Source organism: Streptomyces sp. NBC_01283, assembly GCF_041435335.1.
Classification (GTDB): Bacteria; Actinomycetota; Actinomycetes; order Streptomycetales; family Streptomycetaceae; genus Streptomyces.
Genome location: NZ_CP108430.1, coordinates 2,886,710 through 2,909,877 on the forward strand (window position 1 = coordinate 2,886,710; position 23,168 = coordinate 2,909,877).

At 70.4% G+C, this 23,168-nt stretch carries 18 protein-coding genes; 4 read left to right on the forward strand and 14 right to left on the reverse strand.

Translation table 11 applies throughout. From position 1 onward, the window contains the following. Nucleotides 1-49 precede the first annotated feature (49 nt). The 6 genes from trmD to proS form a co-directional block, all read right to left on the reverse strand. Entirely contained in the window at nt 50-871 is an 822-nt protein-coding gene (gene trmD / locus OG302_RS12930) for a tRNA (guanosine(37)-N1)-methyltransferase TrmD (protein ID WP_361838040.1), read from the reverse strand. Then, nucleotides 871-1,449 (reverse strand): ribosome maturation factor RimM, encoded by a 579-nt coding sequence (gene rimM, locus OG302_RS12935; protein WP_371526934.1) that lies wholly within the window; start codon nt 1,447-1,449, stop codon nt 871-873. The genes trmD and rimM overlap by 1 nt, the downstream gene beginning before the upstream one ends. 143 nt (nt 1,450-1,592) lie before the next feature. After that, complete coding sequence (locus tag OG302_RS12940; RefSeq protein ID WP_030361979.1) at nt 1,593-1,832, reverse strand: RNA-binding protein; 240 nt, start codon at nt 1,830-1,832, stop codon at nt 1,593-1,595. A gap of 2 nt (nt 1,833-1,834) precedes the next feature. Next, a complete protein-coding gene (rpsP, locus tag OG302_RS12945) occupies nt 1,835-2,272 on the reverse strand; it encodes a 30S ribosomal protein S16 (RefSeq protein ID WP_361838045.1) in 438 nt (145 codons plus the stop codon). A gap of 208 nt (nt 2,273-2,480) precedes the next feature. After that, nucleotides 2,481-3,077: a hypothetical protein gene (locus tag OG302_RS12950; RefSeq protein ID WP_351165389.1), complete on the reverse strand. Its 597-nt coding sequence runs from the start codon at nt 3,075-3,077 to the stop codon at nt 2,481-2,483. Nucleotides 3,078-3,348: 271 nt separating this feature from the next. Next, nucleotides 3,349-4,764, reverse strand: coding sequence for a proline--tRNA ligase (gene proS, locus OG302_RS12955; RefSeq protein WP_371526935.1), 1,416 nt, complete (start codon nt 4,762-4,764; stop codon nt 3,349-3,351). 227 nt (nt 4,765-4,991) lie between these two features. On the opposite strand from proS, the gene OG302_RS12960 reads away from it, so the two are divergent. Beyond that, a complete protein-coding gene (locus tag OG302_RS12960; RefSeq protein ID WP_371526936.1) occupies nt 4,992-5,855 on the forward strand; it encodes an SAM-dependent methyltransferase in 864 nt (287 codons plus the stop codon). Between the two features lie 62 nt (nt 5,856-5,917). Here OG302_RS12960 and ftsH read toward each other — a convergent pair whose 3' ends face one another. From ftsH to OG302_RS12990, 6 genes are all read right to left on the reverse strand, one after another. Beyond that, a complete protein-coding gene (ftsH, locus tag OG302_RS12965; protein ID WP_371526937.1) occupies nt 5,918-7,858 on the reverse strand; it encodes an ATP-dependent zinc metalloprotease FtsH in 1,941 nt (646 codons plus the stop codon). A 104-nt stretch (nt 7,859-7,962) separates the two neighbouring features. After that, nucleotides 7,963-9,519, reverse strand: coding sequence for a signal recognition particle protein (gene ffh / locus OG302_RS12970; protein WP_371526938.1), 1,557 nt, complete (start codon nt 9,517-9,519; stop codon nt 7,963-7,965). 992 nt (nt 9,520-10,511) lie between these two features. Next, a complete protein-coding gene (locus tag OG302_RS12975) occupies nt 10,512-12,971 on the reverse strand; it encodes a [protein-PII] uridylyltransferase (protein WP_371526939.1) in 2,460 nt (819 codons plus the stop codon). Nucleotides 12,972-13,035: 64 nt separating this feature from the next. Then, nucleotides 13,036-13,374, reverse strand: a complete 339-nt coding sequence (locus OG302_RS12980) for a P-II family nitrogen regulator (protein WP_249587501.1) — start codon at nt 13,372-13,374, stop codon at nt 13,036-13,038. Beyond that, the gene (locus tag OG302_RS12985; RefSeq protein ID WP_371526940.1) at nt 13,371-14,735 is read right to left on the reverse strand and encodes an ammonium transporter; all 1,365 of its coding nucleotides are present in this window, start codon (nt 14,733-14,735) and stop codon (nt 13,371-13,373) included. Before OG302_RS12985 ends, OG302_RS12980 begins: the two co-directional genes overlap by 4 nt. Before the next feature lie 301 nt (nt 14,736-15,036). Next, a complete protein-coding gene (locus OG302_RS12990; protein ID WP_371526941.1) occupies nt 15,037-16,512 on the reverse strand; it encodes a hypothetical protein in 1,476 nt (491 codons plus the stop codon). A gap of 423 nt (nt 16,513-16,935) precedes the next feature. Here OG302_RS12990 and OG302_RS12995 point away from each other — a divergent pair, with 423 nt between their 5' ends. Beyond that, nucleotides 16,936-17,598 carry a bifunctional DNA primase/polymerase gene (locus tag OG302_RS12995; RefSeq protein WP_371526942.1) on the forward strand — a complete coding sequence of 221 codons (663 nt, stop codon included), beginning with the start codon at nt 16,936-16,938 and terminating at the stop codon, nt 17,596-17,598. Between the two features lie 132 nt (nt 17,599-17,730). On the opposite strand, the gene ftsY is transcribed toward OG302_RS12995, so the two are convergent. Next, nucleotides 17,731-18,939, reverse strand: coding sequence for a signal recognition particle-docking protein FtsY (ftsY, locus tag OG302_RS13000; RefSeq protein WP_371526943.1), 1,209 nt, complete (start codon nt 18,937-18,939; stop codon nt 17,731-17,733). A gap of 198 nt (nt 18,940-19,137) precedes the next feature. On the opposite strand from ftsY, the gene OG302_RS13005 reads away from it, so the two are divergent. Beyond that, entirely contained in the window at nt 19,138-20,592 is a 1,455-nt protein-coding gene (locus OG302_RS13005; RefSeq protein ID WP_371526944.1) for a cytosine permease, read from the forward strand. A gap of 91 nt (nt 20,593-20,683) precedes the next feature. Continuing rightward, nucleotides 20,684-21,664, forward strand: a complete 981-nt coding sequence (locus tag OG302_RS13010) for an LLM class flavin-dependent oxidoreductase (RefSeq protein ID WP_371526945.1) — start codon at nt 20,684-20,686, stop codon at nt 21,662-21,664. Between the two features lie 44 nt (nt 21,665-21,708). Here the strand turns inward: OG302_RS13010 and OG302_RS13015 are convergent, their stop codons facing one another. Beyond that, entirely contained in the window at nt 21,709-23,136 is a 1,428-nt protein-coding gene (locus OG302_RS13015) for a sugar porter family MFS transporter (protein WP_371526946.1), read from the reverse strand. Nucleotides 23,137-23,168: the final 32 nt, after the last annotated feature.

Below are 23,168 nucleotides of genomic sequence, written 5' to 3' on the forward strand. Positions count from 1 at the left end.
GCGTCTTTCCCCCTGTGGCAGGGGCGCACGCTGGACGTACAGCAGCGGCCTATTGTTCCACGGCCTCGGGGTCTCGCCCAAATCGGCCGTCGGGGCCCGGCCGCCACCCCAGGATCGAGAGCATCTCGCGGTCCTTCTTGTCGAAGGCGGCGGGGTCGCAGCGCTCGATCAGATCGGGCCTGGTGCGGACCGTGCGCCGCAGCGCCTCGTCCCTGCGCCAGCGCGCGATCTTGCCGTGGTGGCCGCTGACGAGCACGTCCGGAATGCCGTGACCGCGCCACTCCGGAGGCTTCGTGTAGACGGGGCCTTCGAGGAGGTTCGCCATGGCGCCGGGCGCGAAGGAGTCGTCGCGGTGGGACTCGGCGTTGCCCAGGACTCCGGGCAGGAGCCGGGCCACGGCCTCGGTGACGACCAGGACGGCCGCCTCGCCGCCCGCGAGGACGTAGTCGCCGATCGACACTTCGTAGACCGGCATCCGGGTCGCGTACTCGTCGATGACGCGGCGGTCGATGCCCTCGTAGCGCGCGGGCGTGAAGACCAGCCAGGGCCGCTCGGAGAGCTCGACGGCGAGCTCCTGGGTGAAGGGCCGCCCGCTCGGGGTGGGGACGACCAGGACGGGCCCGTGGGCACCCGCCTCATAGCCGTCGGCGAGCGCGTCGTCGAGGGCCGCGCCCCAGGGCTCGGTCTTCATGACCATGCCGGGGCCGCCGCCGTAGGGGGTGTCGTCGACCGTGTTGTGCCGGTCGTACGTCCACTCCCTGAGGTCGTGCACGTTCACGTCGAGCTGGCCACGCGCGCGTGCCTTGCCGACGAGGGAGACGTTCAGGGGCTCCAGGTACTCCGGGAAGATCGTGACGACGTCGAGCCGCATCAGGCGTCGTCCCCCGAAGGAGCCTTGTCCGAAGGAGCCTCATCGTCCCTGGCGGACGCGATCTCCGCGCGGTCGTCGATCAGGCCGGGCGGCGGGTCGATGATCGCCCGCTGCTCCTCCAGGTCGATCTCGGTGACGATCGACTCCACGAAGGGGATCATCACCTCGCTGCCGTCGGGCCGCTCCACGATGAACAGGTCCTGCGAGGGCAGGTGCGAGATCTCGGTGATCCGGCCGACCTCGACGCCCTCCTTGGTGACGATGTCGAGGTCCATCAGCTGGTGGTCGTAGTACTCGTCCTCGTCCTCCGGAAGCTCTTCCGGGTCGACCTCCGCGATCAGCAGCGTGTTGCGCAGCGCCTCGGCGCCCGTGCGGTCGCGTACGCCCTCGAAGCGCAGCAGGAGGCGGCCGCTGTGCACCCGGCCGGTCTCGATGGTCAGCGGCCCCGTGGAGGCGGGGTCGGTGGCGAGGACGGCGCCGGGCCCGAGCCGGAGCTCCGGCTCGTCGGTACGCACCTCGACGGTGACCTCACCCTTGATGCCATGGGCGCGGCCGATCCGCGCGACTACCAGCTGCACTGCTCTCTCCTGTCATGTGCCTACGGAAGTGTCCCGTCGGCGACTACAGACGCCCGCGGACGTACTACGGATGCCTATACAAACGACTACGGGCCGAGGAAGGCCAGAAGCCCTCCCCGGCCCGTGCCGGTGCTACCTGTGGTTCAGTGAACCTGGTCCACGTCGACGAGGTCGACGCGGACACCGCGGCCGCCGATGGCGCCCACGACGGTCCGCAGAGCGCGCGCGGTACGGCCGTTACGGCCGATCACCTTGCCGAGGTCATCCGGGTGAACCCGGACCTCGAGCACACGCCCCCTGCGCAGGTTGCGCGAGGCGACCTGCACGTCGTCGGGGTTGTCGACAATGCCCTTCACGAGGTGCTCGAGAGCCTCCTCGAGCATGCTCAGGCCTCGGTCGACTCGGTGGGCGCGGCCTCGGCCGCGTCCGCCTTCTTGTCAGCCTTCTTGGCCTTCTGGGTGATGGCCTCACCCTTGGCGTCGTCGCCCTCGAGGCCCTTGGTGAAGGCCTCGAACGCGGCGCGCTTGTCCTTGGGCTCCGCGACGAGCAGCGGCGCGGGGGCCGGAAGGCCCTTGTGCGCCTGCCAGTCACCGGTGAGCTTCAGGATCGCCATGACCGGCTCGGTCGGCTGAGCGCCGACGGAGAGCCAGTACTGCGCGCGCTCCGAGTCGACCTCGATGCGCGAGGGGTTCTGCACCGGGTGGTACAGACCGATCTCCTCGATGGCCCGACCATCACGGCGGGTACGGGAGTCGGCGACGACGATGCGGTAGTGAGGCGAACGGATCTTGCCCAGACGCTTCAGCTTGATCTTGACTGCCACTGGAGTGGTGTCTCCTGGTCTTGACGTGGTTGGGCACAACGAGATGCCACGTGGGGTTGCGGTACTCGGGGTGCCCGATGGACGCGTCAGCCGGAGGCGAGAGGGTTCCTATGCGGCTGTCGAGTACAGCTAGCCATTGTGCCATACGTCGGCGGGGCGTCCGAAACCAGTCCGGGCGCCCCGGGCGACGCAGCTCCAGCTCAGCCGGTCAGCCGGCCGCGGCGCCGACCACTTCCGGGATACGGAAGGGCTTGCCGCAGCCGCCGCAGACGATGGGCGCCTGGGCGAGCACCGAAGGGACGACGCGGACGTTGCGTCCACAGTCGCAGACCGCCTTGACGCGGACGCCGCCCCCGGAGGAGCCGTGCCGTGCGGCCGGGCCCCGGAAGCTGCGTGCCGTGTCGGCGGCGGTCGCCGCGGTGTGCGCCTTGAGGGCACGCTGGAGCCGCTCGATCGTCGGGCGGTAGCGCTTGCGCGCCTCGGGGTTGAGCGTGACCAGCGAGAAGCCGCTGCTGGGATGCGGCTCCTCGGGGTGGTCGAGGCCCAGCTCCTCGGCGATCGCGAGGAATCTGCGGTTGTGATAGCGGCCCGCGCGTGAGGTGTCGCGTACGCCGCGTGACGCGGCGATGCCATGGACTGCCTCGTGGAGCAGTCGCTCGAAGGAGAGTTCGGCGCCGCAGGCGGACGACGACTCTCCGATCAGGGATTCGGGCGCGGCAAGATCGGGCAGCTCGGGGTGGTGCCGCTGAATATCGGCCCACGCCTGTGCCAGCTCTGCGGCGAGAACAGGTGGTGTCGTGCTCACGTCGTGAACAACGAGCCGGAATGCCCAGGGGTTCCATTCCGGGGCATCCCAAATAATTTGCACGTACCCGTCAGTTGCCCTTGATGTGCCATTGATGCGTCCGGACGAGGGCGGGTGCGCTGATCTGCCCAGAAGCCTCGCAGCTCGTGGCAAGCCGGTACGTAGTAGCGCGTACGCGCCCGCGCGTAGAGGAACTGCGCACACCGGAGCTCGTCTTACCCGGCAGGCGTACGAGCCGGGATCGAGCGCGCCGGTACCGGAGGAGCGCCCGTCAGTAGGCGCGAGCCACGACAGCGACGTTACCCGGGGCGTCGTCGGCGTCCGGCACCGCCCCGTCCTCCGCGACCAGACACCGCACGGACACCGAGTGCTCCGCGAGCTCCGCCTCGCCCTCCGGGCCGAGCGTGGCCCAGGGGATCCGCGCCCAGCCGCCGGCGGCCGTGGCCTCCACGGCCTGGCCGACGGTGGTGACGTCCGAGGTGCGGGATTCCCGGCGCTCGCGGGCCCGGTCGAGAAGCAGCTGCTGGTCCTCTTCGAGGACGGTGGGCAGCAGCGTCGCCAGCGAGTCGACCGCGACCGGCTCCTTGCCTCCCCTGATGCGGCGGGCCAGCATCGCGGTGCCGTTCTCCAGGTCGCGCGGGCCGACCTCGACGCGGACCGGCACTCCCTTGAGCTCCCAGTCGACGACACGGCGCCCGAAGGGGGTGTCCGTGCGGTCGTCGACCTGGACGCGCACGCCCGCGGCCTTGAGGCGGTCGCCGATCTCGCGGACCTTGGCGAGCACCGCGTCGTCGCCCTTGATGGCGAGGACCACGGCCTGGACCGGTGCGAGGCGCGGCGGGACCCGCAGGCCGCTGTCGTCGCCGTGCATCATCACCAGGGCGCCGATCATGCGCGTCGTACTGCCCCAGGAGGTCTGCCAGACGAGCTCCTGCTTGCCTTCCCTGGAGAGGTACCGGGTGTGGAAGGCCCTGGCGAAGTTCTGGCCGAGTTCGTGGCTGGTGCCGAGCTGGAGGGCCTTGCCGTCGCCCATCATGCCTTCGAGCGTGAGGGTGTTGATGGCGCCCGCGAAGCGCTCCTGGGCGGTCTTGCGGCCCAGGACGAAGTCCATCGCGAGGACGTCCCGCATGAAGGCTCCGTAGACGTGCTGGTGGATGCGGGCCGCGAAATCGCGTGCTTCCTCGTACGTCGCGTGGGCCGTGTGGCCCTCCTGCCAGAGGAACTCCGACGTGCGCAGGAAGAGCCTGGGCCGCAGCTCCCAACGGACCACGTTCGCCCACTGGTTGATCAGGAGCGGCAGGTCGCGGTAGCTCTGCACCCACTTGGAGAAGTACTCGTTGACGATCGTCTCGGAGGTGGGGCGGATGACGACCGGTTCCTCAAGCTCCTTGCCCCCTCCGTGCGTGACGACGGCCAGTTCGGGGGCGAAACCCTCGACGTGCTCGGCCTCACGGGTCAGGTACGACTGCGGGATGAGGAGGGGGAAGTACGCGTTCTGGGTACCCGTCTCCTTGATGCGCGCGTCCATGTCCTGCTGCATGCGTTCCCACAGACCGTAGCCGTACGGTCGGATCACCATGGTGCCGCGCACCGGACCGTTGTCGGCCAGCTCGGCCTTGTTGATGAGGTCCTGGTACCAGCGCGGAAAGTCTTCCGCCCGGGGCGTGAGAACGGGTGCCTTAGCCATGGCGCGCATGGTACGGCGGGCCTCCCGAGAGCGTGAATTGAATTGTTCCGGGGCTCTCCCGGGGGGCGCACGACGGTGGCACACAAGCATTGCCCCACAACCTCTGGACGCCGCGACGGATGCGGAGTTCTCTGGCATACGGGGGGAGTGCGAGCGCACTGCACGGGGGCGGACGAACCGTTTGAATACGACACTCCAGCAACTCTCGTCGGATTGGGGCGCTTTCGATGACACCTACACTCGCGCAGTCGCACCTCCCCCGCGCGGGCACGCCCCCCCGCGGCGTGGACCGGTGCGCACGCGCGCGTGACTGGGCGGAAATCCAGGAACGGATGCTGGTGCCGCTCTATGAAGCGGTGTACGAACGACTCGACGTCGGCAGCGGAACCCGGCTTCTCGGTCTCGGCTGCGGTTCCGGACTCGCCCTCCTGATGGCGGCTTCCCGGGGCGCTTCGGTGACCGGTGTCGACTGCTCGGCACCCGAACGGCTCGCCCTGGCACGCGAACGCCTGCTGCCGGACGCGGGCTCGGACGAACGACCGCAGGGCGGCACCCGGCTTGTCGAGGGCGGCCCCGCCGATGTCACGGGGCCGGGCGTGCCCGCCTTCACCATGGTGACCGCGTTCCAGCCGATCGGCTGCGTGGCGGGCGACTCCGAGGGCCTCTCCGGCCTTCTGGAGGCCACCGTTCCGCTGACCGGGCGCGGCACCCCCGTGGTCCTCGCGGGATGGGGTCCGCCGGAGCGCTGCACGACCTCTTCCGTACTGAAGGTGGCGACCAAGCTCGCCGACCCGCTCCGGAGTGCGGGAAGTTGGCGCCCCGCGCTCCGCGACGACCTGGAGGAGGTCGCCCAGCGGGCGGGCCTCAAGCCGGACGGTTCGGGACGCGTCGCATGCCCCTTCGGGTACGCGGACACCGACAGCGCGGTGCGCGGTCTGCTCTCCACGGGACTGTTCGACGCGGCGGTGGGCGCGACGGATCAGGTTCAGGTCGACAAGGAGCTGACGGAGGCCCTGCACCCGCACAAGCGGCGGGACGGGACCGTGTGGATGCCAAACGTCTTCCGTTACTTGATCGCGCGTACGCGGTAGCGGGCCGGCTTCCGCCCAGCGCCGTCCGCGGGCGGTCAGGGCCGTTTCGCCCGCGAAGAGAACTAGCCGGCGTCCTTGGTGAGCCGTGTGATGCCGGCGACCCGGTAGGCGGCCTCCTCCTCCAGGGTCTCGTTCTCCAGGAGCGCGGCGGCCAGGGCGTCCAGCTGACCCCGGTGGTCCGTCAGCTGCCGGCACGCGATCTCGTAGCACTCGTCGACGATCCGCCGCATCTCGTGGTCGATCGTGTCCAGGGTGACCGGGGCGGCCGAGAGCCCGTACGCCTGCTGGGCATCGCTCGGGAGTGCGGAGAGCCGGCCCACGCGTTCGCTCATGCCCCAGCGGCCGACCATGCCGCGGGCGATGTTGGTGACCTGCTCCAGGTCGTTCTCGGCGCCCGTCGTGACGACGCCGAAGACGACCTGCTCGGCCGCCATGCCGCCCAGGGCGCCGATGATGCGGCCGCGCAGATACTCCTCCGTGTACGCGTACTTGTCGGAGTCCGGGGTCGACAGCGTGACGCCCAGGGCGCGGCCCCGGGGCACGATGGTGATCTTCCGTACCGGGTCGGCGCCGGGCTGCAGCATGCCGAGCAGGGCGTGCCCGCTCTCGTGGTACGCCGTGCGCCGCCGCTCCTCGTCCGGCATGACCAGCGGCCTCTCGGCACCGAGCTGGACCTTTTCGAGCGCCTCGGAGAGGTCGGCCTGCGTCACTTCCTTCTGCTTGCGCTTGACGGCGAGCAGCGCGGCCTCGTTGGCGAGGTTGGCGAGTTCCGCGCCGGTCATCCCCGGCGTCGTACGGGCGACCTGGGCGAGGTCGGCGTCGCCCGCCATCGGGATCTCACGGGTGTGGATCTTGAGGATGGCCTCGCGTCCGCCACGGTCGGGCGGGCTGACGGTGACGACCCGGTCGAAGCGACCGGGGCGGGTCAGGGCGGGGTCGAGGATGTCGGCGCGGTTGGTGGCCGCCAGGACGATGACACCTTCGGAGCCCGAGAAACCATCCATCTCGGTGAGGATCTGGTTCAGCGTCTGCTCGCGTTCGTCGTGTCCGCCCATCCCGCTGCCACCGCCGCGCGCCCGTCCGATGGTGTCGATCTCGTCGATGAAGATGATGGACGGCGCGACTTTCCTGGCCTCGGCGAAGAGTTCACGTACGCGCGAGGCGCCGACGCCCACGATCATCTCGATGAACTCCGAAGCGGACGCCGAGAAGAAGGGCACCCCGGCCTCACCGGCGACGGCCCGTGCGAGCAGCGTCTTACCGGTGCCGGGCAGACCCGCGAGCAGCACGCCCCGCGGCATCTTGGCACCCATCTCGCGATAGGCGGCGGGGTTCTTCAGGAAGTCGACGACGTCACTGAGCTCGCCCTCGACCTCGTCGATGCCCGCCACGTCCTCGAAGGTGGTGCGCTTGTCGCCGGGTTCGAGCTCCACCGGCTTCGGCGGCGCCTTGCGGCCCAGCATGCCGCCCGCGCCGCCGCCCATGCCCGAGCTCATCCGCCGGGCGATGAAGATCCACAGGAAGACCAGGAGCAGCATCGGGGCGAGCGAGATGAGCAGGTTGGAGAGGAAGCTGCGTTCCTGGACGACGGGTTCGGCGGTGACGGTGACGTCGTGCTTGGTGAGGTCGTCCCAGAGCTTGTCGTCGGCGAAGGCGGGGCGCTGGGTGGTGAACTTGGTGTACTTCCCCTTCTCGTCGCCCGGCTTCTCCTGCTCCTTCTTGAGCTGCCCCTGGATCGCGTCGCCCTTGGAGTAGATCTTCGTGACGTTCCCGGAGTCGACCTGCTTGCTGAACTCCGTGTACGAGATCGTCGGCTCGTCGCCGTCGTTGAAGAAGGACAGGACGAGGTTGGCGATGAGATAGACGATGAGCGCGGTGAGGATGAGCCCACCCCACCCGCCCGGCATCTTCTTCTTCGGCGGTGGCGTGGGCTCGGGCGGCGGTGCGCCCTCGGAGCGCCATGGCTTGTCGGGCGCCCGGCGCGGCGGCACAGGGTTGCTCATATCCGGACGTTACGACACAAACAGGGACTGGGCACCTGCTCCGAAAACGCCTGGGGCGCCCCTCTCGGCAGAGGGGCGCCCCAGGCGGCGTACGGGACGAGGTGTCAGCCCATGAACTTCTTGAACTCGTCCGGCAGCTCGAAGTTCTGCCCCTGCTGTCCGGCGGGGAGGCCGAAGGCGCCGCCTTCCTGACCGGCCTGCTCGCGGCGGGCGGCGGCCTCCTGCTCCTCCTGCTTGCGCTTCATCGGGTTGCCCGACTTCCGCTTGCCCTTGGCCTGCTTCTGCTTCTTCTTCTGCTTGCCCGGGCCGCCACCCATGCCCGGCATCCCGGGCATACCGGGCATTCCGCCACCCTGGGCCATCCGCGACATCATCTTGCGGGCCTCGAAGAAGCGCTCGACCAGGTTCTTGACGGCACTGACCTCGACGCCGGACCCCTTGGCGATACGAGCCCGGCGCGAGCCGTTGATGATCGCCGCGTCCGCACGCTCGGCGGGCGTCATCGACTTGATGATCGCGGCCGTGCGGTCCACGTCCCGCTCGTCGAGGTTGTTGATCTGGTCCTTGATCTGCCCCATGCCGGGCATCATCCCGAGCAGCTTGCTGATGCTGCCCATCTTCCTGACCTGCTCCATCTGGGCCAGGAAGTCGTCGAGCGTGAAGTCCTTGCCGCCCTTGCTGCCCTGCAGCTTGGCGGCCATCTTCTCGGCCTCTTGCTGGGAGAAGGTCTGCTCGGCCTTCTCGATCAGCGTGAGCATGTCGCCCATGCCGAGGATGCGGGACGCCATGCGGTCCGGGTGGAACGCGTCGAAGTCGTCCAGCTTCTCGCCGTTCGAGGCGAACATGATCTGGCGGCCGGTGACCTGCGCGATGGAGAGCGCGGCACCACCGCGGGCGTCCCCGTCGAGCTTCGACAGGACGACGCCGTCGAAGCCGACGCCGTCGCGGAAGGACTCCGCCGTGTTGACGGCGTCCTGACCGATCATGGCGTCGACGACGAAGAGGACCTCGTCCGGGCTGACGGCGTCGCGGATGTCCGCGGCCTGCTGCATCAGCTCCTGGTCGATGCCGAGGCGGCCCGCGGTGTCGACGATGACGACGTCGTACTGCTTGGTCCTGGCGAACTCGATCGAGTCCTTGGCGACCTTGACGGGGTCGCCCACGCCATTGCCCGCCTCCGGGGCGAAGACGCCGACGCCGGCGCGCTCGGCGACGACGGAGAGCTGGTTCACGGCGTTGGGCCGCTGCAGGTCACACGCCACGAGGAGCGGGGAGTGGCCCTGCCCCTTCAGCCAGAGGCCGAGCTTTCCGGCGAGGGTGGTCTTACCGGCACCCTGCAGGCCCGCGAGCATGATGACGGTCGGCGGGTTCTTCGCGAACCGGAGCCGACGCGTCTCGCCGCCCAGAATGCCGACGAGTTCCTCGTTGACGATCTTGATGACCTGCTGGGCGGGGTTGAGTGCCTGGGAGACCTCGGCTCCGGTGGCGCGCTCCTTGACCTGCTTGATGAAGGCCCGGACGACGGGAAGGGCGACATCCGCCTCGAGCAGGGCGATGCGGATCTCGCGCGCCGTGGCGTCGATGTCCGCCTCGGACAGGCGGCCCTTGCCCCGGAGGTTCTTGAATGTCGCTGCGAGGCGGTCGGAGAGAGTGTCGAACACGGCGGTCGCGAATCCTCGGGTCGAAGGGGGCGCCCCCCGCTCGCGCGGAGCTGAGCGTGGGGGAGGGCGGATGGGTCGCCCTCCAGGGTATCCGCACCACTGGGCGCTTGGGTGCGCAGCGTCGGGCGGGACTTCCGCACCCTTCGGCGGGGCGGTCCCCTGCGCCGGCCTCGCGCTGCCGGGGGCAGGCCGCGGGCCCCTCCCGCGCGGCCGGTCACCCTGCGTCCGCCTCACACCGAACAAGCCTTTCCCACCCACCCACCCGATTGCCCCGCGGTGCCAGGGGGCGGGAAGGGAGCGCGTACGGCATCGGGGACGGCGGGAAGTGCGTGCGGGATCAGGGGCGGGCAGCAGCTACGGCACCAGGGGCAGGCGTAGGCTTCGTCGCCGCGCGGCAGCCTCGGGATGCCCCCGCCCGCGTCGAGGTGCGCGCCCTGCGCACCGCCACCCGGCAGCTCCGAGCCCTGCCCGCCCACGTCGAGGCGCACGCTTGGCACCGCCGCCCGCCCACATCAAGGCGCACGCCCTGCGCACCGCCACCCGGCAGCTTCGAGCCCTGCCCGCCTGCGTCGGGGCGCACGCTTGGCACCGCCGCCCGCCCACGTCAAGGCGCACGCCCTGCGCACCGCCACCCGGCAGCTTCGAGCCCTGCCCGCCTGCGTCGGGGCGCACGCTTGGCACCGCCGCCCGCCCACGTCAAGGCGCACGCCCTGCGCACCGCCACCCGCCCACGTCAAGGCGCACGCTTGGCACCGTCGCCCCCCACGTCGAGGCGCACGCTTTGCGCACAGCGGCCGCCCGCGGCAAAACGCATGTCCAGCGCACCGCCACCCGGCAGCCTCGGGCAGGGCACCCGGCACCCCTTCCGTCATGGGGAACGCCTGCTCGTTCCGTCATGCGGAACGAGCAGGCCACAGCGGCGACGCCGCGGATGCGTTCGCCGGGCAGGGGTGCGGGAAGCGGCGCAGGCGCCTGGGACTGGTCGAGAGGCCCTACCCCCTCAACGCCTCCTCCACCGCCCGGGCCACCCCCGCCGCCCGCTCCCCCGGCAAAGGCGCTCCCGCGTCCGTCACGTAGAACGCGTCCACCGCGTTCGCGCCCAGCGTCGAGGCGTGGGCGCTGCGGACCTCCACGCCCGCCGACTCCAGCGCACGGCCGATGCGGTGCAGCAGGCCCGGGGCGTCCTGGGCGCGGACCTCGATCACCGTCGCGAGGCGGGAGCCCGCCGAGGCCACCGTGACGCGAGGCGGTGGCGCGACCGTGCCCCGGCGCCTGGGGTACGCCGCGTCCCGTTCGGCGAGGCGCCCCGCGATGTCCAGTGAACCCTCGAGGGCCCGCACCAGATCCGCCCGCAATCGCGCGGCCTGGGGCAGCGACCCGTACTCCGCGGCGACCCACCAGTTCAGGAGCAGCACGGAGCCATCGCCCCCGGTGGGCACCCCCATCCCCCGGAACTCCGCGGTCCGCACGGCGAGCCGGTGCATGGCGAGGACCCCCGCGACCGCGGACAGCACGCCGGGCTGTTCCGGCACCGCGATGACCAGCTCCACGCCCAGCGGCTCAGGGCCCCCGGAAGCCTCCGAAGCCGCGTCCCCCGGCCCCTCCGTCTGCGCCCGCAGCGCAAGCACCGGCCCACCCGTGCGGAACGCCTCCACCGCGAGCCGCTCCTGCTCGGCGGTCGGAGCGATGTCCTCCGTGCCCTCCGGCTCGTCCCCCGACAGCACCGCCCCGACCCGCTTCACCAGGTCGGCGACGAGCGAACCCCGCCACGTGGACCAGGCGGCGGGCCCGGTGGCCAGCGCGTCCGCCTCCGTCAGGGCGTGCAGCAGCTCCAGGGTCCCGGCCGAACCCACCGCGTCCGCGACCGACCGCACCGTGGCCGGGTCGTCGAGGTCCCGCCGCGTGGCCGTCTCGATCAGCAGGAGGTGGTGCCGCACCAGGGTCGCGAGCACCGCCACATCGCCCCGGTCGAAGCCGATCCGGGCGGCGACGTCACGGGCGATGATCTCCCCGGCCACCGAGTGGTCCCCCGGCCAGCCCTTACCGATGTCGTGCAACAGCCCGGCCACCAGGAGCAGGTCGGGCCTGCCCACCCGGCGCGTCAGCTCGGCGGCCTGCACCGCCGTCTCCACCAGATGCCGGTCGACCGTCCACGTGTGGACGGCGTTGCGCTGCGGCCGGCACCGCACCCGCTCCCAGTCGGGCAGCAGCCGGGTGATCAGCCCCTCGGCCTCCAGCGCCTCCCACACCTCGACCGTCGGCCGCCCCGCTCCGAGAAGCGTCACCAGCTGCTCCCGGGCCTCCGCGGGCCACGGCGTGGGCAGGGGCCGCACCGCGGCGGCCATCCTCCGCACCGCGTGCAGCGAGAGCGGCAGACCCGCCTGGGCCGCGGCCGCGGCGGCCCGAAGCGGCAGCACGGGATCCCGCTCGGGCCGGGCAGCGCGGGCGAGGACGACCTCCCCGTCCTGCTCCACGACCCCCTCGGCCAGCGGCGAACGCTCGGCCGACGCCCCCTTGCCGCCGCCCAGCATGGCCCGCAGTCGGGGCCGCACGGACCGGGACCGCAGCACCCGGCCCACCTCGCGCCACGTCACGTCACTCGCGTACGAAACGGTGCGCGCGGCCTCGTACACCTGTCGCAGCAAGGTGTCCGCGTCCAACAGGCCGAGCTCGACCGCGACTTGATCCTGCTCCTGGAGGGCGAGCCGGTCCGTGGCGCGCCCCGTGGTCAGATGCAGCGCGTCCCGCACGTCCAGCAGACGGCGCCGGGCGTCGGCGAGGCCCTCCCGCGGCGCGTCCGCGAGCCACGACGCGGCGACGGCCCGCAGCGCGGTCGCGTCCCGGAGGCCACCCCTGGCCTCCTTCAGGTCCGGCTCCAGGAGGTAGCTCAACTCCCCCTGCCGCTCGGCCCGTTCCTCGCACAGCTCGCGCAGCTCCGGCAGCCGTTTCGGCGCAAGGTTCCGCCAGTCGGCGAGCACGGCCGTACGCAATCCGGCGGTCAGCCCGAGATCGCCCACGACGTGCCGCGCGTCAAGGAGACCCAGCTGCACCTTGAGGTCGTCGCCGGCGGTCTTGCGCGCCTCCGCGGGCGTACGCACGGAGTGGTCCAGGGCGAGCCCGAGATCCCAGATGGGGTACCAGATGCGGTCCGCGAGGGCCGCCACCTCACCGGCGTCCACGCTGCCGTCGTGCAGCAGCAACAGGTCCAGGTCGCTGCGGGGCGACAGCTCGCCCCTGCCGTACCCGCCCACGGCCACCAGTGCGGCCCCCCGCGGCGCACCCGCGGCCGTGAACAGTCCGGTCAGCCAGTCGTCCGTGAGGTCGGCGAGAGCCGAACGGCGCGGCGGCCCGGACTGCGCCTCCCCTTGAAGGAGGCGCAGCCGGGCCGCCGCATAGCCGCTGGGTCCGGAGTCTTCCGAGTCCGATTCACCACGTACATCCACACTCGTCACCCAGCAGCTCCTGTCAGTCCCGCTCAGTTCCGCTCAGTTCGCCCAGCCCTGGTCCGACCCGGGCTCAGAGCGCGTCCGGCCCGCGCTCGCCGGTCCGCACCCGGACCGCCGTCTCGACCGGGACGCTCCAGACCTTGCCGTCCCCGATCTTGCCGGTTCGGGCGGCCTTCACCACGACATCCACGAGTTGTTCGGCGTCGTCGTCCTCGACCAGAACCTCGATCCGGATCTTCGGCACGAGGTCGACGGTGTACTCCGCGCCACGGTAGACCTCGGTGTGACCGCGCTGGCGGCCGTAGCCGCTGGCCTCGGTGACGGTCAGGCCCTGGACGCCGAAGGCCTGGAGCGCCTCCTTGATCTCGTCGAGCCGGTGCGGCTTGACGACCGCGGTGATGAGCTTCATGCGTCCACCCTCTTGTTCTTCTCGTTCGCAGCCTTGCCGGCCTCCTGGACCGGGCTCGGCACAGCGGCGGTGCGGGGCGCCGTGCCGCCGCCCGCGCCGCTGAAGTCGTACGCGGTCTCGGCGTGCTGCACCTGGTCGATGCCCCCGACCTCCTCGTCCTCGCTGACCCGCATCCCGATGGTCTTGTCGACCAGGAAGGCGAGGATCGCGGAGGCGATCATGGAGTACGCGAGGACGGCGCCGACTCCGGCGGCCTGCTTGCCCAGCTGGTCGAGGCCGCCTCCGTAGAAGAGCCCCTTGGCGTCGGACTGGACGCCGCCGGTGGCGAAGAAGCCGACGAGCAGCGAGCCCACGACACCGCCGACGAGGTGGACGCCGACGACGTCGAGGGAGTCGTCGTAGCCGAACTTGAACTTCAGGCCGACGGCCATGGCGCAGAGCAGACCGGCGATGGCGCCGATGGCGATCGCGCCGAGCGGCGAGCAGGAGCCGCCGGACGGGGTGATCGCGACGAGACCGGCGACGGCACCCGAAGCGGCACCGAGGGTGGTGAACGCGCCGTGCCGGATCTTCTCGTAGGCGAGCCAGGCCAGCATGGCCGCGGCGGTGGCGACCTGCGTGTTCAGGAACATCATCGCGCCGACGCCGTCGTCGTTGCCCAGCCACGATCCGGCGTTGAAGCCGAACCAGCCGAACCACAGGAGACCGGCGCCGAGCATGACCAGCGGCAGGCTGTGCGGCCGCATCGGGTCCTTCTTGAAGCCGACGCGCTTGCCGATGACCAGGATCACGCCGAGCGCGGCGGCACCGGCGTTGATGTGCACGGCCGTACCACCGGCGAAGTCGATGACGCCGAGCTCGAAGGCCCAGCCGCCCGTGCCCCACACCCAGTGCGCGACAGGGAAGTAGACGACCGTGGCCCAGAGCGTGATGAACAGCGCCCAGGCGGTGAACTTCACGCGGTCGGCGAGCGCGCCGCTGATCAGCGCGGGCGTGATGATCGCGAACATCAGCTGGAAGACCGCGAAGACATAGACCGGGATGGTGTAGCCGTCCCACAACTCGGTCAGGCCTATGCCGCTCAGCCCGACGTAGTCGGACGACCAGCCGAAGAGGCTGCCGTGGTCGGTGCCGAACGCGATGGAGAAGCCGTACAGCACCCAGAGGATGGTGACGATCCCCAGACTGATGAAGCTCATCATCAGCATGTTCAGCGTGCTCTTGACGCGGACCATGCCTCCGTAGAAGAAGGCGAGTCCCGGCGTCATGAGCATCACCAGGGCGGAACAGATGAGCATGAACCCTGTGTTGGCGGCAGACAGCTGCGGGGCGTCTGCGGCGATCGTGATGCCTGGGGGCATCGGCGTCTCCTCGTCGTCGTATGCGGCCCGTGCGGGCGGGGCAAGAGGGGGTGGGCCGTTATGCGCCATGAGATTGGCCCAGCGCCGTTTCGGGGGGCGCCCCTCGATGTTTCGCCGCAGTGACGAAGAGGTCGTGCGTGTTACGCGTCCATGAACTGCCGGGTCAGGCGGGGCGCGATTTCATACCCTGCGCACACAACGCAAACCGACCGCGGCGGCCATCCGATTGACTTGGCATGGGGGAGCCGAGTCGGGCAGTTCGGGATGGACCGGCCGCGGCCGGAGTTCTGGTGGGGCGCCGTCAGACCGCCTCCGCGGTTTCCGGCATGTCGATGGCGAGCTGGTCGGTCAGCTGCACGACCTCGGCGATGTCGCCGAAGTCCCGCACGGCGGTGTCCACGGTCTTGCGGAGGCGGGTGTTGACCCGCTCGGAGCGGACCTTCTTGGCGATGGTGAGGGCCTCGTGCGCGAGGACCGTGCTCTGCTCGGGCTCGCGCTGGAGCAGGTGGACCGTGGCCATCCCGATGAGGTTCAGGGCATACGAACGCTGGTGCTCGGAGTCCTTGCCGAAGAGGTCGACGGCGCGCTCCATGACGGGCTCGGCGAGCGAGGCGTACGTGGGGCTGCGGCCCGCCACATAGGCCAGGTCGCGGAACGAGTGGGCGTTCTCGCCGTTCAGCTCGGCCTCGGAGAAGAAGCGGATCCAGTCGGGCTCGGGCTCGTCGAAGTCGGCGGCGTCGGCGAAGGTGTCCTCGGCCATGCGCACGGCCCGCTTGCACTTGCCGGGCTGGCCCATGCTGGCGTAGGCGCGGGCCTCCATCGCATACAGCATGGCCTGGGTGCGCGGGCTCGCGCAGTCACGGCTGCCGTACTGCGCGAGGTGGATGAGTTCGAGGGCGTCGTCGGGCCGCCCGAGGTGGATCATCTGGCGGCTCATGCTGGAGAGGATGTACGAACCGAGGGGCTTCTCGCCGGCTTCCTTCGCGGCGTGCAGGGCCAGCACGAAGTACTTCTGGGCGGTCGGCTGGAGTCCGACGTCGTAGCTCATCCAGCCGGCCAGTTCGGCCAGCTCGCCCGCGACCTTGAAGAGCCGCTTGGACGTGGCCTCCGGCTGGGGCTCCTGCAACAGGTCCGTCACCTCGTGCAGTTGGCCGACGACCGCCTTGCGCCGCAGTCCGCCGCCGCACTGTGCGTCCCACTGCCGGAACATCACGGTCGTGGACTCCAGGAGGTCGAGCTCCGGTTTGGAGAGCCTGCCGGGCCTGCGGGACGGGACGGGCGGCTCCGGGTCGCCGACCGGGGACGTCGGCCCCGGGACCAGCCAGCGCTGCATGGGCTCGATGAGGGAGGGGCCCGCGGACAGCGCGAGCGAGGTGCCGAGGAAGCCGCGCCGGGCCAGCATCAGGTCGCTGCGCGAGAACTCGCTGATGAGCGCGACGGTCTGGGGTCCGGTCCAGGGCAGGTCGACGCCCGAGACGGAGGGCGACTGGTGGGCGGCGCGCAGTCCGAGGTCCTCGACCGCGACGACACAGCCGAACCGCTCGGAGAAGAGCTCGGAGAGGATGCGCGGGATGGGCTCGCGAGGATTCTCGCCGTCCAGCCAGCGGCGCACCCGCGAGGTGTCGGTGGAGATGTGGTGCGCGCCCAACTGTCGCGCCCTGCGGTTCACTTGGCGTGCCAGCTCGCCCTTCGACCAGCCACTGCGCACGAACCAGGAATTGAGCAGTTCGTTGGGGCGCTTCTCAGCGTTCGCACCACTTCCGCCATTGCCGCCCACTGGAACGCCCCCATCCCTCAAGACACTTATCGCGCGGTCTCACGCCAAGCCCTACCAGAATGCCGCGCGGTGCGGCTCTCCGTCCGGAGAACGTCACCCATCGAACAGGAAACCGACTTGCCTCCGGCATACCCACGAGTGCACGGCATTCGGGGTTCGCCTACTGAAAGTAATCCTACGATCACCCCTCCGGCGAGGGCGATCGCGGAAACGCCACCATTCGCCACCCCTTCGAATGAACTCCTGCCCCGCGACAAGCGATTGACTTGACAGTGGACGACCGAAGGTGGGCGGAAGGGAGCACTCGGGGGCGTGAATGACCGGGCGCACCCCCCTGAGACCAACCGGCGCCCGCACAAAAACACAGGGTCACGATCCGATTCCGTCACGTAACCACACCGCGCTCGACCCGTTGGAGGGGGCATGGGCTTCACGATCGGCGGCATCCGGGGAACCGACAAGCCTCGCACCGGTTCACGGCGGCGCGGCCGCACGTCGGACTGCACCGCGGTGGCCGAGTACACCGGACTGTGGGGATGGACCGCGGTCCCCGGTGCTCGCGCCCTGGACGGCCACTGCTCCTGCGGCACGGCCGCCTGTGCGGCCCCCGGCGCCCACCCCCTGGAGTTCGCCCCCGAGGTCCCCGCCGGGGCGACGCTCGACGAAGTGAGCGAGGCCTGGGCGCAGTTCCCCGGCGCCGCCGTCCTGCTGCCCGTGGGCCGCGCCTTCGACGTCATCGAGGTGGCCGAGGCCGCCGGACGCAGGGCGCTGGTCCGCCTGGAGCGCATGGGCCTGCCGCTGGGCCCGGTGGCGGCGACGCCCGACGGCCGCGCGCACTTCTTCGTCGCCCCCGGCGCCGCCGCCGAACTCCCCCAGCTGCTCTACCGCATGGGCTGGGACGACGCCGGCATCGACCTGCACGGCCTGGGTCCGGGCACGCACGTCACCGCCCCGCCGTCCGACCGCGGGGGCCTCGGCCCGGTCCGCTGGCTCCGCCCCCCGGACCTGGACTCGGCGACCCATCCCCCGCAGGCAAGGCTCGTCCTGGGAACCCTGGCGTACGTGGCGCACCGCTCACCGGCGTAGTAGCCGCCCGCACACGGAAATGCCCCACCCCGGCTGCACCCCGGGGTGGGGCATTTCTTCGCGCACGGCAAGAACCCGTACGGCGACGACGCGTGCGGCGAGCAAGAACGCGCGCGGCGAGTAGGCAGCTGCCTACTCGCCGATGAGCGCGTCCACGAATGCCTCGGGCTCGAACGGCGCCAGGTCGTCCGCGCCCTCGCCGAGGCCGATCAGCTTCACCGGCACGCCCAGCTCGCGCTGGACCGCGACGACGATGCCGCCCTTGGCCGTGCCGTCCAGCTTCGTCAGGACGATGCCGGTGATGTCCACCACCTCGGCGAAGACCCGCGCCTGCACCAGGCCGTTCTGCCCGGTCGTGGCGTCCAGGACGAGCAGCACCTCGTCCAGCGGCGCGTGCTTCTCGACGACGCGCTTGACCTTGCCGAGCTCGTCCATCAGGCCGGTCTTGGTGTGCAGGCGCCCCGCGGTGTCGATGAGGACGACGTCGGCGCCCTCCGCGATGCCTTCCTTGACCGCGTCGAAGGCGATCGACGCCGGGTCGCCGCCCTCGGGGCCGCGGACCGTGCGTGCGCCGACGCGATCGCCCCAGGTCTGCAGCTGGTCGGCGGCGGCCGCGCGGAACGTGTCCGCCGCGCCGAGGACCACGGAGCGGCCGTCGGCGACCAGGACGCGGGCGAGCTTGCCGGTGGTGGTGGTCTTGCCGGTGCCGTTCACGCCGACGACCATCACGATGCCGGGCGTCTCCAGGCCCGACTCGGTCTTCACGGCGCGGTCGAAGTCCGTGCCGAGGAGCGTGAGGAGCTCCTCGCGCAACAGCGCGCGCAGCTCGACCGGGGTGCGGGTGCCGAGCACGCGGACGCGCTCGCGGAGCCTCTCGACCAGTTCCTGGGTGGGGGCGACGCCGACATCGGCGGTGAGGAGCGTGTCCTCGATCTCCTCCCACGTGTCCTCGTCGAGGTGCTCACGGGAGAGGAGCGTGAGCAGCCCCTTGCCGAGTGCGTTCTGCGAGCGCGAGAGGCGCGAGCGCAGCCGGACCAGGCGACCTGCCGTGGGCTCCGGGGTCTCGATCTCCGGGGCGGCCGGTTCCTCGACGACCGCGGGGGCCGACGCCGACGGCTCGGCGAGCGGGAGTTCCACCTCCTCGATCGTGCGGCGCGGTTCGTCGCGCGGCGTCTCGGCCTCGTCGCCGACGTGCGGCTCGGCCGGAGGGGCGGTGATGGTGGGCGTCGACGACGGGGCCTGCGGCGGCAGCTGCTTCTTCTTGCGGCTGCCGATCACGAGCCCGCCGAGCGCGCCGATCACGACCACGGCGATGACTACAGCAAGGATGACGATTTCCATAACTCACCCAGTATCAGCCATGGGGGCAACAGGGGCTCAAGCTGTAGCTTCCTCCAAAGAACATAAGCTCATAGAGGGCACTACTCGGACTAAAGTACGATGGAGCTCTCCGCATCAACGCGCGTAGAGTCCAACCCGATCACCCCCACGGACGGATCGCGGCGTTGCGATCCGAGCGAGAGGCACGGACCCCACCCCATGAGCACCACCGCCGAAAACGAAGGCGCCCTGGAGACACGCGGCCTCGAGCCCGTCCCCGACTCCGAGCGCACCGGCCGGACCCGCGAGCTGTTCCCCACCTGGGTGGCGGCCAACATCAGCGTCCTGCTGCTCACCATGGGCGCGGGCCTCATCGTGACGAACGGCCTGAACTTCTGGCAGGCCCTGGTGGTCGCCCTCGTCTCACCGCTTCTCAGCTACGGCCTGGTCGGTCTGATCTCCGTCGCGGGCAAGCGCGGCGGCTCCCCCGGCATGACGCTCTCGCGCGCGGTCTTCGGCCAGCGCGGCAACCTCTTCCCGGGCGTGCTGATCTGGGTCGCCCGCTGGGGCTGGGAGACGATCAACGCCGTCACGGGCGCGTACGCGATCATCACCGTCCTGGACATCTGCTTCGGCGTGAAGTCCAGCAAGTGGCTGACGGTCGTGACGCTGATCGCCTTCGTCGCCTGCACGTTCGTCATCAGCGGCCTGGGCCGCAAGGTGCTGCACGTCTGCAACACGTGGGCGACGTACCTCTTCGGCGCGTTCAGCGTCCTCGTGCTTGTCTACCTGGTGGCCAACACCCCCTGGTCGGACGTCTTCTCGCAGTCCGCGGGCTCCACCGCGGCCATGGTCGCGGGCATCGGCGTGATCGCCGCGGGCGGCATCAGCTGGGTCCCCACGGGCCCCGACTTCACGCGCTACCTCCCGCGCAACGCCTCCGGCAAGGCCCTGGTGGGCAACGCGATCGGCGGCGCCGGCATCGTCGTCGTCCCCATGGTTCTGATGGGCGCCGTCATGGCGGTCAGCACGCCGGGCCTGTCCAGGGCCTCGGACCCGGTCTCCTTCCTCGGTCAGCTCCTGCCGACGTGGATCGCGGTGCCGTACCTCGTGATGGCCGTGATCGGCATGCTGCTGATCAACTCGATGTCGATGTACTCCGCGGGCTTCACCGCGATGACGCTCGGCATCAAGGTCCCGCGCGCGTGGGCCGTCTCCATCAACGCCCTCATCAGCCTGGTCTTCGGCTACCTCCTGATGAACGTGGCCACCAGCTTCATCGGTTCGTTCATCTCCTTCCTGACGCTGCTCGCGGTCGCGTTCTCCGCCTGGATCGGCGTCTTCGGCGTCGACATGCTGAGCAGGAAGACGTACGACGCCGAGGCGCTGATGGACACCAAGCGCACCAGTGCCTACTGGTACAAGGCGGGCTTCGCCTGGCAGGCCATGACCGCGTGGGCGATCGCCCTGGTGATGGGCCTGCTCTTCACGAAGGTCGACTGGTTCAGCGGCCCGCTCGCCACCTCCTGGATCGGCCGCAACGGCCTGGGCTGGCTCGCCACGATCCTCATCGCCGCCGCCCTGTACGCGGTTCTTCCGAGGACCCCGGCCGCCGTGACCCCAGAGAGCCCGAAGGGCAACGGCGAGGGCGAGACCGAGCTGGTCTCGGCCTGATCCGGAGCAACTGCCCCCGGACACTGGCCATCTGACACGACGTCATCTAACGTCCCTCTTCGCCCGCCCACGGTGAAGGGGGACGTTTTCCATGCCCGTCACAGTCGTACGATTCAACCTCGTCGATCCGGACGCGACGCCAGGCTCACTGAGCGACCGCTACAAGGCCGCCCTGGAGATGTCCACGTACGCGGATGACCGGGGCATCTCCACCGTGCAGACCGAGGAACACCACGGTGTCGGCAACAACTGGCTGCCCTCGCCCTTCACTTTCGCCGGCGCGGTCTTCGGCGCGACCCGGCGCATCGCGGTCACGGTCTCCGCGATCATCGGCCCGCTGCACGATCCGCTGCGGCTCGCCGAGGACATCGCCGTACTCGACCTGCTCAGCGGCGGCCGGCTCGTCACGGTGGCGGGGATCGGCTACCGGCCCGAGGAGTACGAGGCGTTCGGCGTCGACTGGAAGCGGCGCGGAAAGCTCCAGGACGAGCTCCTGGAGACCCTGTTGCAGGCGTGGACGGGCGAGCCGTTCGAGTTCCGCGGCCGCACCGCGCGCGTCACCCCGCGTCCGTACACCCAGCCGCATCCGATGCTCCTGGTCGGCGGCTCATCGCAGGCGGCTGCCCGCCGCGCGGCCCGGCTCGGCCTGCCGTTCTTCCCCAGCGCCCATCTGCCGGAGCTCGAGGCCTACTACAACGAGCGCCTCGCGGAGTACGGCACCGAGGGCTGGACCATGATGCCCGCCGCAGAGACGCCGCTGCTGCACATCGCGGACGACCCGGACCGCACCTGGGCCGAGCACGGCGAGCACTTCCTGCACGAGGCCCGTACGTACGCCTCCTGGCAGTCCAAGGACATCCGCTCGGCCGTGAAGTCGGCCGCCACCACGGTCGAGGAGCTGCGCGCCGAGGGCGTCTACCGCGTCCTGACGCCCGACGAGTGCGTGGCGTACGTGCAGGACGGCGCCGCCAATCTCGTGCTGCACCCGCTCTCCGGCGGGATGCCGGTCGACGAGGGATGGCGCAGCCTGCACCACTTCTGCGAAAACGTACTGCCCCGGCTCAAGGAATAGGTCCTTGAACCGGGGCAGCTTCCTCAGAGGAGGGGCAGCGGGGATTAGCCCATCTCCTCCAGGGTCTTGCCCTTCGTCTCCTTGACGAACTTCATGACGAAGGGGATGGAGATCACGGCGAAGGCACCGTAGATGATGTACGAGCCGGTCAGGCTCCACTCGGACATGCTCGGGAACGTCTTGGTGATCGCGAAGTTCGCGAGCCACTGGGCCGATGCGGCCACACCGAGTGCGGCGGCGCGGATCCGGTTCGGGAAGATCTCACCGAGCAGCACCCAGACCACCACGCCCCAGGAGAGGGCGAAGAAGAGCACGAAGGCGTTGGCGGCGATGATCGCGGTCAGGCCCTGCGCGTTCGGCAGCGAGACGTTGTCGCCGGAACCGGTGCGGTACGAGAACGCCCAGGCGCAGGTGAAGAGCGCGAGCGCCATGCCGGCGGAGCCGATGATGGCCAGCGGCTTGCGGCCGATGCGGTCGACGAAGACCATCGCGATGACCGTGCCGACGATGTTCACGATCGACGTCTCGAACGAGTACAGGAACGAGCTGCTCGGGTCCTTGCCGATCGACTGCCACAGCTGGTTCGAGTAGTAGAAGATCACGTTGATGCCGACGAGCTGCTGGAACACCGAGAGGCCGATGCCGATCCAGACGATCGGCAGGAAGCCGACCTTGCCGAGCAGGTCCTTGAACGAGGACTTGTGCTCGCGGCGCATGCCCTCCTCGATCTCGGAGACGCGCGCGTCGAGGTCGATGCTGGTGCCCTCGACCTCGCCGAGCACCTTCTTCGCCTCGACGTTGCGGCCGACCGAGATCAGGAAGCGCGGCGACTCGGGGATGGCGAAGGAGAGCAGCCCGTAGAGGAGGGCCGGGATGACCATGACGCCGAGCATCAGCTGCCAGGCCTCAAGGCCCAGGAGCTCGCCGCGCTGGTCGCCGTCGGCGACGTTCAGGATGCCCCAGTTGACCAGCTGGGAGACGGCGATGCCGATGACGATCGCGGCCTGCTGGAAGGAGGCGAGGCGGCCTCGGTAGGCGGGCGGGGCGACCTCGGCGATGTAGGCCGGGCCGATGACGGACGCCATGCCGATGCCGATGCCGCCGATGAAGCGCCACATCGTCAGGTCCCAGGCCGCGAACGGCAGGGCCGATCCGACGGCGCTCGCCGCGAAGAGGACGGCGGCGATCTGCATGCAGCGGATGCGGCCGATGCGGTCGGCGATGCGGCCGGCGACCGCGGCACCGACGGCACAGCCGAGCAGCGCGGTGGCGATGATCCAGCCGAGCATGTTGGCATCGACGTCGAAACGGTGCTGGATGGCGACGGTGGCGCCATTGATCACCGAGCTGTCGTAACCGAAAAGGAAGCCACCCATCGCGGCTGCCGCCGTAATGAAGATGACATGGCCGAGATGGTCCGGGTGGGCCTCTCTGCCGTGGCCGGGCTGCGGCGCCTTCGTTGTGCTGGTCACATGGACTCCTCGGGCCACCGGCAGCATCGCCG